The sequence below is a fragment of the Corallococcus exercitus genome (assembly GCF_042231735.1).
Lineage (GTDB): Bacteria > Myxococcota > Myxococcia > Myxococcales > Myxococcaceae > Corallococcus > Corallococcus exercitus_B.
The window spans coordinates 9,149,915-9,166,982 of the sequence record NZ_CP102577.1; the positions used below are offsets into that span (position 1 = coordinate 9,149,915).

A 17,068-nucleotide genomic window follows, 5' to 3' on the forward strand; every position below is an offset into this window, starting at 1 on the left:
GCCACCCATGAATGACTACCTCTCCGAGGTCTTCGGGGACGGCGGGCTCTTCGCCTCGCGGTTCCCCGGCTACGAGATGCGCGAGGGCCAGGTGGCGCTCGCCCGCATGGTCGACGAGGCCATGCGCGGCGGGCGCCACACCCTCGGCGAAGGTCCCTGCGGCACCGGCAAGAGCGTCGCGTACTCGGTGCCGGCCGTCTGGCACGCGCACCACGACAAGAAGCGCGTCGTCATCGCGACGGCGAACATCGCGCTGCAGGAGCAGCTCGTCCGCAAGGACCTGCCGATGCTCGCGAGCGTGCTGCCCTGGCCGTTCACGTTCGCGCTGCTGAAGGGGCGGAACAACTACCTCTGCCTCGACCGCATGGCCGAGAGCGAGGCGCGCGGCGAGCTGCGTGGCCTCTACTACGACGACCAGCAGCGGCAGGTCGACGACGTGCTCGCGTGGGCCGAGGCGACGAAGACGGGCGACGTCTCGGAGCTGGCCTTCATCCCGCAGGCGCAGGTCTGGTCGCGCTTCTCGGTCGGCTCCGAGGAGTGCAAGGGCGACGGGTGTCCGTTTCGTGGCGACTGCTTCGCCGAGCGCGCCAAGGCGACGGCGCAGGGCGCGGACATCATCGTCACGAACTACCACATGCTCTTCGCGCACCTCGCCGTGCGCGAGGCGACGGGCCAGGACCTCGTGCTGCCCGCCTTCGACCTGCTCGTGCTCGACGAGGCGCACGAGGCCGCGGAGATCGCCCGCGAGTTCTTCGGCTTCACCGTCTCCGAGCACACGCTCGGGCGGCTCGCGTCGGCCGCCGCCGACCTCGGGAACAAGCAGCTCGCGGGGGAGCTTCGCCAGGAGGCGCAGCGCCTCTTCGCGACGCTCGCCGACTACGCGCGCTCGCCCCGGTACAAGAAGCGGCTCAAGGCTCCTGGCTTCGCCTCGGACGCGGGCCTCCAGCGCTCCCTCGGCAAGCTCGTGGCGCTCGCCACGGCGCGTGCCGAGGACGAGCTCGCAGAGAAGAAGGAGCGCGCCACCGCGCGCAACGTGGCGAAGAACGCCATCATCGCCGGGGCGCGCCTCGCCGAGGGGCTCAGCCAAACGGACGCGGGCAAGAAGGTCTACTGGCTCGAGGTGGACTCCAAGGGCCGCGCGAAGCTGCGCGCCAAGCCCATCGACGTGAGCGACCTGCTGCGCGAGGAGCTGTTCGCGCGCTGCCCGTCGGTGTCGCTGGTGTCGGCGACGCTCACCACCTCCGGCACCTTCGACTTCGTGCGCCGCGAGCTCGGCGTGCCCGAAGGCGCGCTCGAGGTCATCGCCGAGACGCCGTTTGACTTCCAGTCGCAGGCGCTGCTCGTCGTGCCGGAGAAGCTGCCAGACCCGCGCGACGCTGACTTCATCGACGCGGCCGCGCACGTCTTCCAGCAGGTGGTCGAGGCCTGCGATGGACGCACGCTCGGCCTCTTCACGTCGTACCGGAACCTCAACGCCGTCTACGAGCGCATCGATGGCGGTCGCCACCGCGTGCTGCGCCAGGGCGACCTCCCGCGCGCCGAGCTCACGCGCCTCTTCAAGGAGGACACGGGCTCCATCCTGCTCGGCACCGAGAGCTTCTGGACCGGCATCGACGTCGCGGGCGAGGCGCTCACTGGCCTCGTCATCGACAAGCTGCCGTTCCCGCCGCCCGATGACCCGGTCATCGACGCCATCTGCGAGCGCGACCCGCGCGCTTTCGACAACTACCTCGTCCCGCTCGCCATCATCGCTCTGCGCCAGGGCGTCGGTCGCCTCATCCGCTGCAAGACGGACGTCGGTGTCGCCGTCATCCTCGACAAGCGCATCGCTGAGAAGGGCTACGGCCGGAAGTTCCTCAAGAGCCTGCCGCCGATGCTCACGACCCGACGCGTCGAGAACATCTCCCGCTTCCTCGAGGAGGCCGCCGATGCGCACGCGAGTTGATGCGGCGCTGACGCTGGACGTACGAGAGGTGCCGCCGAAGGTCGTCGAGCGCCTTTGCCGGATGCTGTCCTTCCCGAACCCCGCCTATCTCGATCGCCTGCGACTCGGCCTCAACCCCGGCGCCGAGCTTGAGACGGTGTGCTTCGTGGAGCAGCGAGCTGGCGAGCTGCGCCTCCCGCGCGGCGCCATCCATGCGCTCCGACGCGCGGCCGCGCAGGACGGGCTCATCGTCGCCTGCGACGACGCGCGCGTGCTGCCCGAGGCAAAGCTCGAACTGGCGCGAGACTCCCCGCTGCGCGACTACCAGTCGACCGCCGTCGACAAGCTCGCCAAGGTCACGCAGGGGACGGTCGTCATCCCGTGCGGCGGCGGCAAGACACGCGTTGGCATGGGCGCGATCGCGCGCTTGCGAACCCCGACGCTCATCCTCGTGCACACCCTCGACCTCGCCGAGCAGTGGCTCGGGGAGCTGAAGGGCAAGCTCGGCCTCGACGCGGGCCTCATCGGCGACGGCGAGGCGCACCCCGCGCCCGTGACGGTGGCGGTCATCCAGGCCCTCGTGCGCTGGGAACCGGCGAAGCTCGACTCCTTCCTCGCGGGCTTCGGCCTCCTCATCCTCGACGAGGCGCACCACGTCGCCGCGAGCACGTTTCACTCGGTCGTTGACCGCTGCCCCGCGCGCTACCGGCTCGGGCTCACCGCGACGCCCGAGCGCGAGGACGGGCTGACCGCGCTCCTCGACCTGTTCCTCGGCGCGCGGCTCGTCACGGTCACGCACGAAGAGCTCGTGGCGGCCGGCGTGCTCACCGTCCCAGAGATCCACAGCATCGAGACGGGCTTCTCGTATCTCTACACGGGCCCCGAGGACTACGCGCCGATGCTCGCCGCCGTCGCGAGCGACGAGGCGCGCAACGCGCTCATCGTGAAGACGGTCGTCGCAGAGGCCCGCGCAGGCCACGTCTGCCTCGTGCTCTCCGGTCGCATCGACCACTGCCGCGCGCTCGCCGACGCCATCGCCGCCCAGGGCGTCGCGGCTGCCGTCCTCACCGGCGAGGTGAAGCGCGCGGTCCGCAAGGAGTTGCTCGATGAGGCCCGCGCCGGGAAGCTGCCCGTCATCGTCGCCACCAGCCTCGCCGACGAGGGGCTCGACCTGCCGCGCCTCTCGCGGGTGTTCCTCGCGTACCCGGGCCGGGCACGCGGGCGCACCGTGCAGCGCCTCGGTCGCCTCATGCGCCCGCACGCCGACAAGACGGACGCCGCGCTCTTCGACTTCGTCGACCGCAAGGTGCCGCTGCTGCGTCGCCACCACCTCGAACGACGGAAGCTCTACGCCGAGGTACTGGGCGTGCCCGCGTCGAAGCTCGGCACGCGCAAGGGAGCCGCATGAGCGCGCTCGCTCCCGACGAGAGCAGCATCCGGTCGACCTGGCGCTGGCTCGCCCACGGCGCACACGGCGTCTCCGAGGTGCGCGTCATCCGGCCAGCGGGCGGCATCATCGGCATCGGCTTCTTCGACGACGAGGACGCCTTCGTCCACGAGTGCGTGCGCACCAATGCGGCCGGCAACGTCTACGTCGGTATCCAGCCACGCCCGAGGCGCCTCTTCGAGTTGGCTCCGAACGTGGTGCGTCCGCTCAAGACCGGCGCCGGTCGCAAGGACATCGAGGTCATCACCGCGACGGTCATCGACCTTGATCCGGTGCGCCCGAAGGACACCGCCAGCACCGACGCCGAGCTCGCGCTCGCGATGGCGGCGGCCGAGCAGGCCTCGACGTGGTGCGAGGCTGAGGGGCTCGTGCGTCCGCGCCTGATGATGAGCGGCAACGGCGCGCAGCTCTGGTTCGCGCTGCCGCCCACCGCGCTGGAGGGCGACCGCCGCGACCGGCTCCAGGCGGGACTCAAGGCGTTCGAGGCGACGGTTCGCGAGCGCGTGCAGAGCGACGCCGTCCACGTCGACTCCATCCACGACGTTGCCCGCATCATCAAAGTCATCGGCACGGTCAGCCACAAGGGCGACGGCCAGGGCGAGCGCCCGCACCGCGTCAGCGCGGGCCTCTCCGGCTTCGAGCGCGTCGAGGACGCGGCGCTCCTCGCGCGCCTCGACGTCGAGCCCGCGCCCGAGCTGCCCGTGGCGGCTCCGCGCGTATCGCTTCCAGTCGTCGCCAACGCGTCCGCACCAGGGACCAGGAAGGCAAAGCGCACGCCGGAGGGCGAGTACGACTGGGAGCACCCGGTCGAGATGTGCGGCCCGGTCCAGCGCCTCTGGGAGCAGGGCGCCGAGGACCGGAGCGTCGCCATCTTCAACATGGTGCGCTTCTTCGCGCACAAGGGGCTGGGCCTCGACGAGATCACCGAGCTGGTCCTCGAGTACGACCGGCGAGGCCTGGGCAAGCTGCGCGGCCGCGACGGTGTCGCGTACATCAAGAAGGCGCACGAGAAGGTGCTCGCGACCGCTCGCGAGGACGGCTCGATCGCCCCGCCGTGCCATTCGCTCCAGAACCTCGGCTACTGCCGCGTGAACCGCGAGCCGACCGCGCGGTGCGAGCTCTACGACGTCGTCTTCGACATCGAGAAGGCCATCGAGGCTGTCCCGAGCGACACGCCCGCGCGCGAGCTCGAGTACCGCCTGAAGCCCATCCTCGACGCCATCGCGCACCGCGATCCATCCGTGCAGAGCAAGTACCTCGGCGTCGTCGAGAAGCGCTTCGGGCTCAAGGCCAAGGACCTGCGCAAGGCTGTCGCCCGCGTGGCTACCGCGCCGGCGCGCGACGACGATGAGCGCGCCGAGCCCGAGAGCAGCGACGAGGAGATGGAGGGCGCGATCTTCGAGGACGCGTCCTGCTACTACTGCATGACCTCGCGCGGCGAGACCAAGGTCATTTCGTCGTTCACCATCGAGCCGACGATGCGCGTCGTCACCGAGGACGGCGAACTCATTCTCGGCGACGCGCTCACAGACAAGGGCGGCAAGGTTCCGGGCTTGCGGCTGCCGCTCACGGCGTTCCACAGCAAGCGCGACCTCATTCGCCAGCTCCCATCCGCTGACCTGCAGTGGACCGGCAGCGACAACAACGTCCAGGGTCTGCTCCGGGTGCTCGCTCGGCGACCGGTCCCTCGTCGACCGGGCTCGAACATGCTGGGCGAGTACAAGAAGGGCGAGCACCACGTCTGGCTCGGCCCCGACTGCGCCATCGGCAAGGACGGCTTCCTCGAGCCGTCGCCGGTCATCTATGTCCCGAGCGGCGCCTCGCTCGACAAGCGCGTCTCCTACGTGAAGACCGACGATGACACGTTCCTCGAGATCGCCGCCGTCGTCTTCCGCTGCTTGCCGCAGGTGAACAAGCCCGAGGTCATCCTCCCGGTGCTCGGCTGGTTCTTCGCGACGCCGATGAAGGCGAGCTTCATGAAGGCGGTGGGCGCGTTCCCGACGCTATTCGTGTGGGGCACGCAGGGCTCGGGCAAGTCGAGCCTCTGCATCGACATCATGTGGCCGTTGTTCGGCATCCGCGACGCCGAGCCCTACAGCGCAACGGAGACCGAGTTCGCGCTGCTGAAGCTGCTGACGTCGACGCGCTCGGTGCCGGTCTTCATCGACGAGTACAAGCCCTACGACATGCAGCGGCAGCGGCTCAACACGCTGCACCGCTACCTGCGCCGTCTCTACCGGGGCGAAACCGAGGAGCGCGGGCGCCCAGACCTCAAGGTGAACAGCTACCACCTGCAGGCGCCGGTCTGCGTCGCTGGCGAGACGCGCCCCACGGAGGCCGCGCTGCTCGAGCGCATCATCACCGCGAACCCGGAGAAGACCACGCTCGACGAGCAGACCGGCCACAAGCAGGCCTACCGCGAGCTGCGCTCGGTGGATCTCGCGCTCTTCGCGCCGAGGTACATCCAGTTCTGCCTCGGGCGCGACTTCGACGCTGACCTCGCGGTGGCACGCGGCGTCGCCAAGGCGCTGCTCGACGGACGCAAGGTGCCCGTGCGCATCGTGGAGAACCTCACCGCGATGCTGCTCGGCGTGCATCTCTTTGAGGAGTTCGCCAAGCACTGCGGCTGCGAGCTGCCCGACGACCTCGGCGTCGAGGCCGCCGTGAACGCGGTGCTCGACGACGTCCTCGAGACCGATCACGGCGTGAAGAACGCGCTCGACCACTTCCTCGAGATGCTGGGCGTGATGGCCGTCCAGGGGCACCTCAAGCACCGCGTCCACTACGTGTTCGACGCGGGGAACCTCGCCATCCACCTCGAGAGCGCGTACGACGCGTTCCGCGCGCACTGCAAGCGCATCGACTACGAGGGAGAGGTCGTCGACCTGAAGGCGCTGCGACGCCTCATCCTCGAGAACAAGAAGCAAGGTGGCTTCGTCCTGGTCGAGAGCGAGCGCGTGCTGTTCGACGGCCGCGAGGGGCGCCGCCGGGCGGTGCTCGTCGACCTCGCAAAGACCAAGGTCGTCACGGCCGACGACTTCCCGACGCCCGACGAAGGGGGCGGCGGCGGCCTCCGCGAGACCTTCAAGTCCCGCCACGGCTGGCGCGACGACTCGTAGCTGGGGTCTTCACGGCCTCGGCGTCCCCAGGCGCACCGAGGCGGCGGCAGTCGCGGAGGAGGGTGGCGGCGTTCTGCAGGCCCTCCTCCTGCTTCTTCGTCGCCTTGCCCTTCGTGCCGTCCTTCTTCTTCGTCGTGGTCGTGGCCACGAACTCGAGCTGCGCGAGCGACTCGTCAAGCTCGATGTTCTCGGGCGGGATGCCGAGGCGGACGAGGCCTTCGCCGCGCTGTACGCGGAGCAGGGCCTTGCGCTCCTCCTCGCCGAGCCCGGGGATGTCGAACTTCCCGAGGTCCGCGCGCAGGTCGTTGAGCGCCGGGTCCTTGTCGCTGCCGTCACGCAGGCGCGACTTGTCGATCCACCCGTCGTCCTTGCCGTTCTTGCGGGCCGCCGCGAGCAGCAGCAGGCGCAGGAACTTCAGGTCGCTCTTGCGGAAACCGCCGAAGTCGTGGCCGTTGATCTCCACGACGTGGCGATCGCCCGGACGCGTCGCGAGCCGGAGCCGCACGTAGTCGAGGTCGAGCATCGGGTCCTCGATGACCCGCGTGCGGTACTCGGGCGTCAGCTCCTCGAGCGCGCGGGCCAGGTCCATGCCCCCGCGCGCGTCGAGGGCGAGCTCGAAGGGGACGATCCTGTCGACGGCGGTGAGCGACGTCGGTGGCTTCTTCGCCACCAGCACGATCATCCCGTCGACGCCCAGTTCGGCGCGCGTGCCCCGACAGAGCTGCTCGAAGCCGAGCTTCGGTGCGCGCAGCCAGACGACGGCCACGTTGAGCCCACGCCGGCGCACGAGCCCGACGCCGAGGAATGGCTTGGGCACCTTGCCCGTGAGCGGCGCGAGGCCGTTCTGGGCGGCAAGCTTCGCAAAGACGTCCTTCGCGCGGCACCGCAGCCCCTCGACCTCGGTGCGCTCGACCCACGTCCAGCCCGGCCAGCAGGGCGGTTCTTCGGGGCACGCCACCCCGACGAGCTTCTCCGAGGCGCGGAGGTCGTAGTTCAAGTTCGGCAGGCAGCCGCGCTCGCAGCCGGGCGGCTCGTAGTCGTCGTCCTTGCCGTACTCGAGGACGCGCTCGCGGACGCAGAGCACCGGCTCCGCGCCTGCGGCCATGACCTCGGCGTACGAGACGCGCGAGTCGTCACTGCGCCGCAGCTTCGACAGCAGCAGCGTCCAGGGGAGAACGTCGTCCGCTGGCATCGATGCCCCACTCCTTCAGGTAGCGACGGATGACGCGGTCGCGCTCCGTGTCGTTCAGGTTCGAGCTGTTCGGGTTGAAGAGGCTGACCGTGCGGTACTTCTGACGGCCCTTGCCCTCGAAGCGGAACTGCAGCCGGACGCCGTGGATCTCGTCGCTCGCGAGGTTCACGCCGTGCTCCTCGAGGAGCAAGCGCACGCCCAGCACGGTGAAGCCCGCCTTCATCTCCACTGTCACGCGCTTGACGTCGCGACTCGCCGGCTTCGCGACCACGCGCACGATTGAGACTTCCTCGATCTTGTCGAAGCCGCGCACCGGGAAGTCGAAGTCGTCGTCGCGCAGCGGGTCGAACGAGAACTTCGGGCTCTTGGTCGTGTCCTCGAAGTAGCTCGTGTCACCGATGAAGAGCTGGGCGAACAGGTCGCGCAGCTTCTCGCGCTCGGCCACGCGCGGCGCCTTCACGAGGAGCGTCGACGTCTCGAACTGGAAGACAGCCGCGAGCCGCACAACAGGCCGCTGCCAGTCCGGCTCCACCACGCCCTTGTCGTTGAAGCGATCGAACGGGGCGACCTCATCCTCGTGGTAGATGAAGAGCGCGAACTTCTCGTCGTTGGCGAAGTCCTCGACCTGGCAGCGTGCGCCGAACGCGGTCTCGCGGAAGTGGCTCGCCATCGCTGCCTTCATGGCCGCCTTGGCCTGCGCGGTCGGCTTCAGCGACACCGCGTAGCGCCCGTGGAACTCCGTGAGGTGTTCCATCATGTCGAGAACGTGAGCCTGGTGCGCCTCGAGGAAGCGCGGCTCATCGGCCACGAACAGGCGCACCGCGAGATCCTGCGCCGACCACGCGCGGCTGTCCTCGACAAGGTGAGAGTGCCCGTTGGTCCAGACCTGCAAGGCGAGCCGCTCGAGGTAGGGGCGCGCGTGCGGCCCGCACAGGTCGTTGACCGGCAGGAGCTTCGTCTCGAGCGCCACCCGCTCGGTCTCGGGGAGCGCCTTCCACGCGCGATAGACCTGCTCCCCCACCGGTCCCTGGCCATCGAGCACGAGCTGGACGGAAGCCCACGCGAGCAGGACCTCGAGGGCGTCGGGGGTGAGGTGGCGGAAGAAGGACTTCGGGTTCCATTCGCGGTTGGCCATGCGTTCTCCGGATGGGTGACTGTTGCCTAAACAGGGGACATCGAGAGCGAACGAAACCGCTCCCCCCACACTTCAGAAGAGCCGTCCTTGCGCGCCGTCGACGACGAGCTTCAGGGTCTCCAGGCGGATCTGCATCGCCTGGTTCGACACGTTGGTGAAGCCGCCGTGTGCGATGACCTCGGACGCGAAGTCGCGCAGCTCGGAGATGCGCTCGTCGGCCTTCTTGCGGGCGAGGAGGTTGTCGATGGCGAGCGGCCCGCCGCTCACGTGCTTCACCGCCGCGCGTACGTCGCTCGCGGGCATGAGCAGGAACGCCGAGAACTTGTCGGCCTGGAACTCAGCCGGGTCGCGCTGGCCGTCGCGGCAGACGATGGCGGCCGTCGCCTTGGCGCCCGGCTCGCGCGAGAACAGCGGGAACGTGACCTTGTCCATCTCGCGGAGCGGGCGGTGGAACTGCCAGTGCCCAATCTCGTGGCCGAGGGTGAAGCAGTAGCGGCCCTCGTTGCCCTCGAGCGACGAGTCGATGACCACCAGCGCGTCGTCGAGCCACGTCGCGCCGAGGACGTCGAACTTGCCGAGCTTCTTGCGGAGGTCGCCCATCTCGAGGGTGAGCCCGAGGACGCCCTCGGCGATCGCGTCGACCGGGATCGGCGGGCGAGGCGCCTCTCCTTTCCACTTGGCGTACCGGCGCAGCAGCTCCTGAGCGGCGCTCTCAATCTGCGCGTCCGAGAGGAACGGGACCTTGGTCGACATCACCGTTTCCCCTTCTTCTGCTGTGCGTTGAGGAGCTTCATCAGGTCCGCGCCGGAGATGTTCTTCTCGCCGACGGTGCGCAGGAACTCCGGCATCGTGGGGTCAGCCTTGATGACCTTCTCGACGACCTCGGACACGCGGCCCGCGAGCGTCATCAGCTCGTCGAAGTCGTCGTTCAGCAGCGTCGCCAGCTTGCAGATGACGTCCTCGGCTGGCTGGCTCTTCTCCTCCATCGTCTCGATGCGCGACAGGTACGTGGGCGAGATGCCGACCTTTGTGGCTGTCTCGCGGAGACCGAGCTTCAGCTCAGTCCTCTTGCGGCGGATGCGTTCTCCAAAGCGTTCCTTCACGTGTCCTCGCTCAGCACCCCAGCAGTAGGGTGTGATGTAGTGTTGCCTAAATACTAGACAGGTAGGGGCAGTCAAGGGGGCAATCGTTCGCTGGGCGATCTCCCTGTCCCACCGCACGCACCAGGCCCGCGTTTCCCACCCGTGAACGCGACCACCCCGACGACGCCGCCGCACGCGGCTCTAGCCGTCACGGAGAGCGCCGAGGAGCGCCGCGCCGACGTCGAGCGCCGGCTCGATGAGGCCGCCGACGTCATCGCCGAGACGCTGCTCGACATGTGGCGTCGTGAGCAGCGCGCCCAGCGCGCGGCCGCGCGCGGAGGTGCGTCGTGACGTCTGCACTCTCTCCGGCCCTCGCCTTGTCTTCTACCGGGGAAGAAGCCGTCATGCCGACGACGCGCGAGCACGGTGCGCGCGCGAACGACGGAGGCACGATGACCAACAAGACGACCGCCAGAGCCCGAGCCGCGATGCGCGAGCTCGATGACGTCCCCACCCAGCTCGCGGCGCTCGAGACGATGAGCGTCGGCCAGCTCGCCGAGAAGTGGCGCGAGCTCTACGGCGAGCCGACGCGCACGCGGAACAAGGACTACCTGAAGAAGCGCCTCGCATGGCGCATCCAGGAGCTGGCCGAGGGCGGGCTCTCGCAGGGCGCGCTCGCGCGCATCCACCAGCTCGGCGACCAGATGCCGGAGCGTTGGCGCATGCGTCGGAGCCAGGGCCACGCCGCGAGCGACGCGCCCGCGCCGACGGAGGCGCTGCAGGTGGTGCAGGCGACCGAGCCGCGGGACCCGCGCGTGCCGCCCGTAGGCACCGTCCTGCGCCGCGTCTTCGACGGCAAGGCCCACGAGGTGACGGTCTGCGCGGAGGGCTTCGAGTACGCGGGGCAGCGGTACAAGTCGCTGTCTGCCATCGCCACGGAGATCGCCGGCACGCGCTGGAACGGGTTCCTCTTCTTCGGGCTCAAGAAGCGCGGCGAGTCGGCGCGCGAGGAGTCCGCGGCATGAGCGACTTCTTCCGCACGCAGATGGGCCACCGCTTCTACGAGTCGACGATGCCGTCGCTCGTGCGGGAGCTCGCGCGGCTCAACGCGAACCTCGAGCGGCTCCTCGCCGTCGTCGAGCGCGACGCCGCAAAGCCCGACGAGGGCGAGCCCACGCCGGAACCGTCGAAGGAGCCGCGATGACCAAGCAGCGCCAGCGAGCGAGCGCGCCGGCACCGGAGACGAAGCGCTGCGCCATCTACACGCGCAAGTCGACGACGATGGGCCTCGAGCAGGAGTTCAACTCCCTCGATGCCCAGCGCGAGGCGTGCCTCGCGTACATCGAGCGGCAGCAGGGCTGGACGCTCGTCGACGAGCGCTACGACGACGGCGGCTTCACCGGCGCGAACATCGACCGCCCCGCGTTCCAGCGGCTGCTGGCCGACGTCGACGCCGGAAAGGTCGACGTCATCGTCGTCTACAAGGTGGACCGGCTCTCGCGCTCGCTGCTCGACTTCGTGAAGGTGATGGAGCGCCTCAGCACCGCGGGCGCGTCCTTCGTCTCCATCACGCAGAACTTCTCGACGGCCGACGCCATGGGTCGGCTGACGATGAACATGTTGATGTCCTTCGCTGAGTTCGAACGGGAAATGATCAGCGAGCGGACGCGCGACAAGATCGCCGGCGCGCGCCGCAAGGGGAAGTGGACGGGTGGACCCGTGCCTTTCGGCTACTCGGCGAAGGACAAGAAGCTCGTCGTGAACGAGGCCGAGGCCCACGTGGTGCGCGAGGCCTTCACGCTCTTCCTCGCGCACCGCCAGATGGCCACCGTCGCCCGCGAGCTGAACAAGCGCGGACTCCTGCCGCGTGCCTCGAAGCATGGGCGCAAGGGCGGCCCGCTCTGGAGCAAGGACAGCATCGCGCGCGTGCTGCGGAGCCCCCTCTACGCGGGGCGCATGATGTACGGCGACGAGCTGTACGAGGGCGAGCATCCTCGGCTCATCGACGACGTCACCTACCGCCAGGCTCAGAAGCTCCTCGGCATGGCGGGCCGCGAGCTCCGCGTGACCGGCACAAACCCCGAGTACGTGCTGCGCGGGCTCCTGCGCTGCGGGCTCTGCGGCGAGGCGATGTGCCCGGGCTCGACGACGAAGAAGAGCGGGAAGACGTACCGATTTTACAGATGCTCGACGCGCGACAAGTACGGCACGGACCGGTGCTCCGCGAGGCCGCTGCCCGCGCGCGCCATCGAGGACTTCGTCGTCGCGCGCATCACGGAGGCGACCGCCGACGGCACGTTGGCCGAGCGCATCCAAGTCAAGCTGGCCGCGCGCGTCGCGAAGGAGCGCACGACCTTCGTCGAGGTGCGCAAGGCGCTCTCGGCCCAGGTCGCCGAAGCCTTGGCCGCCACGTCGAGGTTGACCGAGGAGGTGGTGCGGCTCGAAGGGCGCGCGCGCGAACTCGTTGAGGCCAAGCTGCGCGTCGAGGCCACGCGGCTCGACGACGCCGAGCGCAGGCTTCGCGCGCTCGAGGATGACGCCGTGAACGTCGAGCTGCTGGAGAGCCAGCAGGAGTGGTTCGTCGGCGCGCTGCGCAACTTCGGCAAGGTGTGGGGCGACATGACGCCCGAGAACCAGGGGCGCCTGCTGCGCGCGCTCGTCGCCAAGGTCAGCGTCGGCGAGGAGACCGGGGTGTGCCGCGCCGAGCTGGTGAACTTCGACGCCGTCGCGAGCGCGAAGGAGGCTGCGTGAGAGCCGCCGAGAGCAGCGAGGCGAGCGCCAGGAAGAACACGGACGTCGAGGGCGACGCGTTCCGCGTCATCGAGAAGCCGCTCTTCCGGCGCAAGAGCCGGAGCGTCACGCTCGCCGAGACGCCGCCGCCCGCGAAGCCCGAGCCCGTGCGCCGCCCCGCCAAGGTCGCCCAGCAGCTCGCCCTCGCGCACCACCTGCAGGCCGCCATCGACCGGGGCGCCGTCGCCGACCGGGCCGCCGTGGCGAGGAAGCTGGGGCTGACGCGGGCGCGGGTGACGCAGCTCCTCGACCTACTCATGCTGGCGCCCGATCTCCAAGACGCCGTGTTGGCGCTCGAAGCCGTCGACGGCGCCGAGCCGCTGGCCGAGCGGACCCTCCGCACGGTGGCCCACGTGGGGACGTGGGCCGAGCAGCGGGCGGCGTGGGGGCAGCTGAAAGTCGAGGAGAAACAACCACGTACCTCGAGGAGGTTCTGCGATGAGGAGCGTTGACAGTGGGGGCCATATCGAGCCATTGATGGTCACCCAGGGCCAGAGGTGGTCACCCGATCACCTACAGAGGAACATGAAGCTGCTCACAATCCCAGAGGTAGCCGAAGCGATGAAGGTGTCGGAGAAGACCGTCCGGCGCCTCATCAAGAGCGGGGATCTGCCGGCCTTCAAGGTCGGCGAGCGCGGACAACTCCGCGTGGAGGAGCAGGAACTCGAGCGCTACGTCGAGTCTCAGCGGGTGCGCGCCGCCGACGCGCCCGCGCCGCAGCACGAAGTGGAGCCAAACGAATGAAGCCCGCAGAAGATCACGACTTCTCGATCGTCGCCGTCGACAAGTTCATCCAGGCGACGCGTGACTCCGGGTACAAGGGCACGTCGAGCGCCGTCGCCGAGTTGATCGACAACTCGCTCCAGGCCGGGGCGACCGAGATCAAGGTCACGCTCACGAGCGACGGCGGCGAGGACCACCCCATCACGCTGAAGGTCATCGACAACGGCTCCGGGATGGACATGCGCACCCTGCGCACGGCGCTCCGTTTCGGCGGCAGCACGCGGTTCAACGATCGCCGAGGGCTCGGGCGGTACGGGATGGGGCTGCCGAACAGCTCGCTGAGCCAGGCGCAGCGCGTGACGGTGCATACCTGGGGCTCGAAGCAGGGGCAGGTGCTCGAGTCGTACCTAGACCTCGACGAGATCGCCGCGGGCGACCTGACAGAGGTCCCGAAGCCGGAGCGCGTGACGCGCCCAGCGTTCATCAACGGCTACGAGTCGGGCACCGCCGTGACCTGGTCGCGGTGCGACCGGCTCGACGCGCGCCGCGTCTCCACGCTCGAGCGGAAGCTGGCCCTCTCGCTTGGGCGGCGCTTCCGCCACTTCCTCTGGGACGGCGTGCGGATCTCGGTGAACGGCGAGCAGGTCCAGCCGATCGATCCGCTCTTCCTCCACGAGCGCGCCCTCTTCAACGGCGCGACGGAGTACGCGTCGCTCGAGCGGGAGATCGCCGCGATCCCCGGCGACCCGACCTCCACGGGGCTCGTCCGCGTCCGGTTCTCCGAATTGCCCGTCGCCGAGTGGTCGAAGCTGAGCAACCAGGAGAAGCGTGAGCGAGGCATCGCGAAGGGCGCCGGCGTCTCGGTCGTCCGCGGAGGGCGCGAGGTCGACTACGGCTGGTTCTTCCTCGGGGGCAAGCGCCGCGAGAACTACGACGACTGGTGGCGGTGCGAGATCCTCTTCGAGCCCGCGCTCGACGAGGCGTTCGGCATCACCCACACGAAGCAGCAGATCCGCCCGCGCCCCGACCTCATCGAGGCGCTCTCCGGCGACATCGAGAACACCGCGCGCGCCCTCAATAGCCGCGCGCGCAAGGCGCACCTGAGCGTCAAGATCGCGGAGCGCTTCTCGTCCTCGGAGGACCGCGCCAGCGAGAAGGACGACCTGCTCACGCCGCTCCCTCCGGAGCCTCGGCCCCGTGACAAGGCCGTCCTGGACTCGCTGAAGAAGGAGTTGAAGCAGCCCGCGAACGTCGAGCGCAAACACGAGGACGGCGTCGAGTACCGCATCGTCCCGAAGGCGCTCAACGACACGTGCTTCTTCAACTACGCGCGGGCGGAGGGGAAACTCGTCTTGGTGCTCAACCCGGACCACCCCTTCTACAGGCTCGTCTACAAGCAGCTCCTCGAGTCGGACGACCAGCGTGACGTCGCGCTGAGGACGAGCGTCGACCTGCTCCTCCTCGCCGCCGCGCGCGCGGAGGCGCTCCTCGAGGGGAAGGACGCCCTAAAGGTGGCCGAGCAACTCCGCGTCGACTGGAGCGACACGCTCGCGACCTTCTTGAACGGGTGATCGATGAGTCGACAAGCGCACAACAGCTGGGTCGTGCTCTCTCCTCCGTTCAGCGCGCGGAGCGAGGCGCGTCGCGCCTTTCGTGAGCACGCGCTGCGGCTGGCGGCGCTCGTCGCATCCGACGCAGACGACGACGCGATGGACGACGCGCTCGAAGAGGCGCGCGACAGTGTCAGGAAGCAGGACCGGTCCACGAAGCTCGTCGCGGCCCTGTCGATCCTCACCGACCTCGCGAGGCAGCGGTGGCTCGTGCGCGTTAGCGACGCGGGCGACGTCGAGGTCCAGCGGCCCGCAGGCGAGCGCCTCGATCCACGCCGGGAGAAGGCCAGGATCCGCAACCAGGAGCTGGTGAAGAGGAACGAGCAGCTCCGCGAGCCCGCGACGCGCAAGTTCATCGAGAGCGTCATCAGCAGCCGAGCACCGCAGCTCTCCGTGTACAGCCTGCTGCGAGATGGGCGCGAACTCGCGGCGTCGCTCCGCGAGGTCCGCGCGCTGCCTCGCGACAAGCGCGCCGACGCGCTCCGCGCTGTGGTCGACCCGTACCTGCAGTTCGTCGACAGCGACGAGCGCTGCGCGCAGACCGACCTGCGGCTGCAAGACATCTGGCGCTACTTCCGCCACACGTGGACCAACCAGTACGTGAGCACGCCCGGGCGCACAATGGCGTTCCTCGTGCGAGACAGGTCGCAGCGTCACCACCCCGTGATCGGGATCGGTGCCCTCGGGAGCCCGATCGTCCAGATCCGAGAGCGCGACGCGTGGATCGGGTGGCACCCGGACGCCTTCATGGAGTTCGTCACCGAGTCGCCGTCCGCCGAACTCGGCGTGTGGCTCACCAAGACGATCGACACGGCGGTCAACGAGATCTACGTCTCGGACCTCTACGCGGAGGATCTGCTCAGCGCGAAGGACCTCCACGCCCCGACGGCGAAGGTCGTGGAGCGGCTCATCGCTTACGGCGACGAGCAGCGCGAGAAGCACCACCGCTTCGTCAACTCACCGGAGATGAAGCGTGAGCTCAAGCGCGAGCGTGATGACCGCACCGATCACTGGCGCGCGCGCGCGGAGTCTCACCTCTACAAGAGCAAGCGCGCGCTAACGCTCGCCGACATGCTCCGCTCGCGGATCGTGCTGCGGAAGTACCTGTCGCGCGCGCCGACCCTCGACGAGGTCAAGCAGCTCCTGCAGAGCGCTGACGGCAGCAGCATGGTGAAGAAGGTGCTCCGCAAGGCGAAGGCCGATCGCGTGGGCATCGCGATGGCGGACATCACGGTCTGCGGCGCGGTCGCCCCGTACAGCCCGATCCTCGGAGGGAAGCTCGTGTCGATGCTCGCGGCGAGCCCCGAGGTCGTCGACGCCTACCAGCGCAGGTATCTGGAGCAGGAGAGCGAGATCGCGTCGTCGATGGCTGGCCGCCCCATCGTGCGCCCCTCGGAACTCGTCTTCCTCGGCACCACGTCGCTCTACGGCATCGGATCGAGCCAGTACAACCGGCTATACATGCCCGCCGAGCTTATCGGTGGGCGCCCCGGCGAGCGCCTCGAGTACCTCGAGATCGGGCGGTCCGAGGCCTACGGCACCTCGCACTTCACGAAGGGCACCGTCGACGCGCTGGTGAAGATGGTCCAGCAGTCCAGCAATGGACAGCGCGTGAACAGCATCTTCGGCGAGGGCGTGAGCCCAAAGCTCCGCAAGCTCCGCGACGGGCTCGATCAGCTGAACTTCCCGACGGACGCGCTGCTGCAGCACGGGCGCGAGCGCATCGTCTACGGCGTCCCGCTTGCGCGGAACCTCCGCGAGTACCTGCTCGGGATGGATGCCTCGCCGGACTACATCTTCTCGGCGGCCGATCCCAAGGCGGGCACGGCGGCGATCTCGTCATGGTGGATGGACCGCTGGCTCTCGCCCCGCATCGAGTCCGACGAGGTCCTCGCGCAGGTCGAGCGCCACGCGACCGTGCGCGACGGGCGATACCTCATGCACGGCGCTTGCGTCCGACTTCCCTCCGTAGAGGAACTGCAGCCCGCGCTCTTCGATGACATCAACCTCTGACTCGGAGGCCTCGTGGGTGACGTAGTCCTTCAG

Annotated in this window: 15 protein-coding genes; 11 read left to right on the forward strand and 4 right to left on the reverse strand. The window is 69.1% G+C overall.

Annotation, left to right across the window (positions count from 1 at the left end):
- Positions 1 to 7 precede the first annotated feature (7 nt).
- Genes NR792_RS36910 through NR792_RS36920 form a run of 3 tightly spaced genes read left to right on the forward strand, consistent with a single transcriptional unit; the run spans position 8 to position 6,490 of the window.
- Positions 8 to 1,945 (forward strand): ATP-dependent DNA helicase, encoded by a 1,938-nt coding sequence (locus tag NR792_RS36910; protein ID WP_375757398.1) that lies wholly within the window; start codon positions 8 to 10, stop codon positions 1,943 to 1,945.
- The gene (locus NR792_RS36915; RefSeq protein WP_375757399.1) at positions 1,929 to 3,332 is read left to right on the forward strand and encodes a DEAD/DEAH box helicase; all 1,404 of its coding nucleotides are present in this window, start codon (positions 1,929 to 1,931) and stop codon (positions 3,330 to 3,332) included. Before NR792_RS36910 ends, NR792_RS36915 begins: the two co-directional genes overlap by 17 nt.
- The gene (locus tag NR792_RS36920) at positions 3,329 to 6,490 is read left to right on the forward strand and encodes a hypothetical protein (RefSeq protein ID WP_375757400.1); all 3,162 of its coding nucleotides are present in this window, start codon (positions 3,329 to 3,331) and stop codon (positions 6,488 to 6,490) included. Before NR792_RS36915 ends, NR792_RS36920 begins: the two co-directional genes overlap by 4 nt.
- On the opposite strand, the gene NR792_RS36925 is transcribed toward NR792_RS36920, so the two are convergent.
- The 4 genes from NR792_RS36925 to NR792_RS36940 form a co-directional block, all read right to left on the reverse strand.
- Entirely contained in the window at positions 6,456 to 7,682 is a 1,227-nt protein-coding gene (locus NR792_RS36925) for a hypothetical protein (protein ID WP_375757401.1), read from the reverse strand. The genes NR792_RS36920 and NR792_RS36925 overlap by 35 nt on opposite strands.
- Positions 7,624 to 8,817, reverse strand: coding sequence for a hypothetical protein (locus NR792_RS36930; RefSeq protein WP_375757402.1), 1,194 nt, complete (start codon positions 8,815 to 8,817; stop codon positions 7,624 to 7,626). Before NR792_RS36930 ends, NR792_RS36925 begins: the two co-directional genes overlap by 59 nt.
- 72 nt (positions 8,818 to 8,889) lie before the next feature.
- Positions 8,890 to 9,570, reverse strand: a complete 681-nt coding sequence (locus NR792_RS36935; protein ID WP_375757403.1) for an ImmA/IrrE family metallo-endopeptidase — start codon at positions 9,568 to 9,570, stop codon at positions 8,890 to 8,892.
- A complete protein-coding gene (locus NR792_RS36940; RefSeq protein ID WP_375757404.1) occupies positions 9,570 to 9,920 on the reverse strand; it encodes a helix-turn-helix domain-containing protein in 351 nt (116 codons plus the stop codon). Before NR792_RS36940 ends, NR792_RS36935 begins: the two co-directional genes overlap by 1 nt.
- 141 nt (positions 9,921 to 10,061) lie before the next feature.
- On the opposite strand from NR792_RS36940, the gene NR792_RS36945 reads away from it, so the two are divergent.
- From NR792_RS36945 to NR792_RS36980, 8 genes are all read left to right on the forward strand, one after another.
- On the forward strand, positions 10,062 to 10,250 hold the full coding sequence (locus NR792_RS36945) for a hypothetical protein (RefSeq protein ID WP_375757405.1): 189 nt from the start codon (positions 10,062 to 10,064) through the stop codon (positions 10,248 to 10,250).
- A 101-nt stretch (positions 10,251 to 10,351) separates the two neighbouring features.
- Positions 10,352 to 10,924 (forward strand): DUF2924 domain-containing protein, encoded by a 573-nt coding sequence (locus NR792_RS36950; RefSeq protein WP_375761752.1) that lies wholly within the window; start codon positions 10,352 to 10,354, stop codon positions 10,922 to 10,924.
- Positions 10,921 to 11,103, forward strand: coding sequence for a hypothetical protein (locus tag NR792_RS36955; RefSeq protein WP_169824406.1), 183 nt, complete (start codon positions 10,921 to 10,923; stop codon positions 11,101 to 11,103). Before NR792_RS36950 ends, NR792_RS36955 begins: the two co-directional genes overlap by 4 nt.
- Entirely contained in the window at positions 11,100 to 12,650 is a 1,551-nt protein-coding gene (locus NR792_RS36960) for a recombinase family protein (RefSeq protein ID WP_375757406.1), read from the forward strand. Before NR792_RS36955 ends, NR792_RS36960 begins: the two co-directional genes overlap by 4 nt.
- Entirely contained in the window at positions 12,647 to 13,141 is a 495-nt protein-coding gene (locus NR792_RS36965) for a hypothetical protein (protein WP_375757407.1), read from the forward strand. The genes NR792_RS36960 and NR792_RS36965 overlap by 4 nt, the downstream gene beginning before the upstream one ends.
- Positions 13,142 to 13,214: 73 nt before the next feature.
- Positions 13,215 to 13,433: a helix-turn-helix domain-containing protein gene (locus NR792_RS36970; protein ID WP_375757408.1), complete on the forward strand. Its 219-nt coding sequence runs from the start codon at positions 13,215 to 13,217 to the stop codon at positions 13,431 to 13,433.
- Positions 13,430 to 14,983, forward strand: a complete 1,554-nt coding sequence (locus tag NR792_RS36975; RefSeq protein ID WP_375757409.1) for an ATP-binding protein — start codon at positions 13,430 to 13,432, stop codon at positions 14,981 to 14,983. The genes NR792_RS36970 and NR792_RS36975 overlap by 4 nt, the downstream gene beginning before the upstream one ends.
- A gap of 3 nt (positions 14,984 to 14,986) precedes the next feature.
- Entirely contained in the window at positions 14,987 to 17,035 is a 2,049-nt protein-coding gene (locus tag NR792_RS36980; RefSeq protein WP_375757410.1) for a Druantia anti-phage system protein DruA, read from the forward strand.
- The last annotated feature ends 33 nt before the right edge of the window (positions 17,036 to 17,068 follow it).

What these genes read in the sequence shown, in the direction of transcription:
- NR792_RS36950 (WP_375761752.1), top strand. Translation starts at nt 10,352, where the DNA reads ATGACCAACAAGACGACCGCCAGAGCCCGAGCCGCGATGCGCGAGCTC.
- NR792_RS36915 (WP_375757399.1), top strand. Translation starts at nt 1,929, where the DNA reads ATGCGCACGCGAGTTGATGCGGCGCTGACGCTGGACGTACGAGAGGTG.
- NR792_RS36910 (WP_375757398.1), top strand. Translation starts at nt 8, where the DNA reads ATGAATGACTACCTCTCCGAGGTCTTCGGGGACGGCGGGCTCTTCGCC.
- NR792_RS36925 (WP_375757401.1), bottom strand. Translation starts at nt 7,682, where the DNA reads ATGCCAGCGGACGACGTTCTCCCCTGGACGCTGCTGCTGTCGAAGCTG.
- NR792_RS36955 (WP_169824406.1), top strand. Translation starts at nt 10,921, where the DNA reads ATGAGCGACTTCTTCCGCACGCAGATGGGCCACCGCTTCTACGAGTCG.
- NR792_RS36935 (WP_375757403.1), bottom strand. Translation starts at nt 9,570, where the DNA reads ATGTCGACCAAGGTCCCGTTCCTCTCGGACGCGCAGATTGAGAGCGCC.
- NR792_RS36960 (WP_375757406.1), top strand. Translation starts at nt 11,100, where the DNA reads ATGACCAAGCAGCGCCAGCGAGCGAGCGCGCCGGCACCGGAGACGAAG.
- NR792_RS36970 (WP_375757408.1), top strand. Translation starts at nt 13,215, where the DNA reads ATGAAGCTGCTCACAATCCCAGAGGTAGCCGAAGCGATGAAGGTGTCG.
- NR792_RS36975 (WP_375757409.1), top strand. Translation starts at nt 13,430, where the DNA reads ATGAAGCCCGCAGAAGATCACGACTTCTCGATCGTCGCCGTCGACAAG.
- NR792_RS36920 (WP_375757400.1), top strand. Translation starts at nt 3,329, where the DNA reads ATGAGCGCGCTCGCTCCCGACGAGAGCAGCATCCGGTCGACCTGGCGC.
- NR792_RS36980 (WP_375757410.1), top strand. Translation starts at nt 14,987, where the DNA reads ATGAGTCGACAAGCGCACAACAGCTGGGTCGTGCTCTCTCCTCCGTTC.
- NR792_RS36930 (WP_375757402.1), bottom strand. Translation starts at nt 8,817, where the DNA reads ATGGCCAACCGCGAATGGAACCCGAAGTCCTTCTTCCGCCACCTCACC.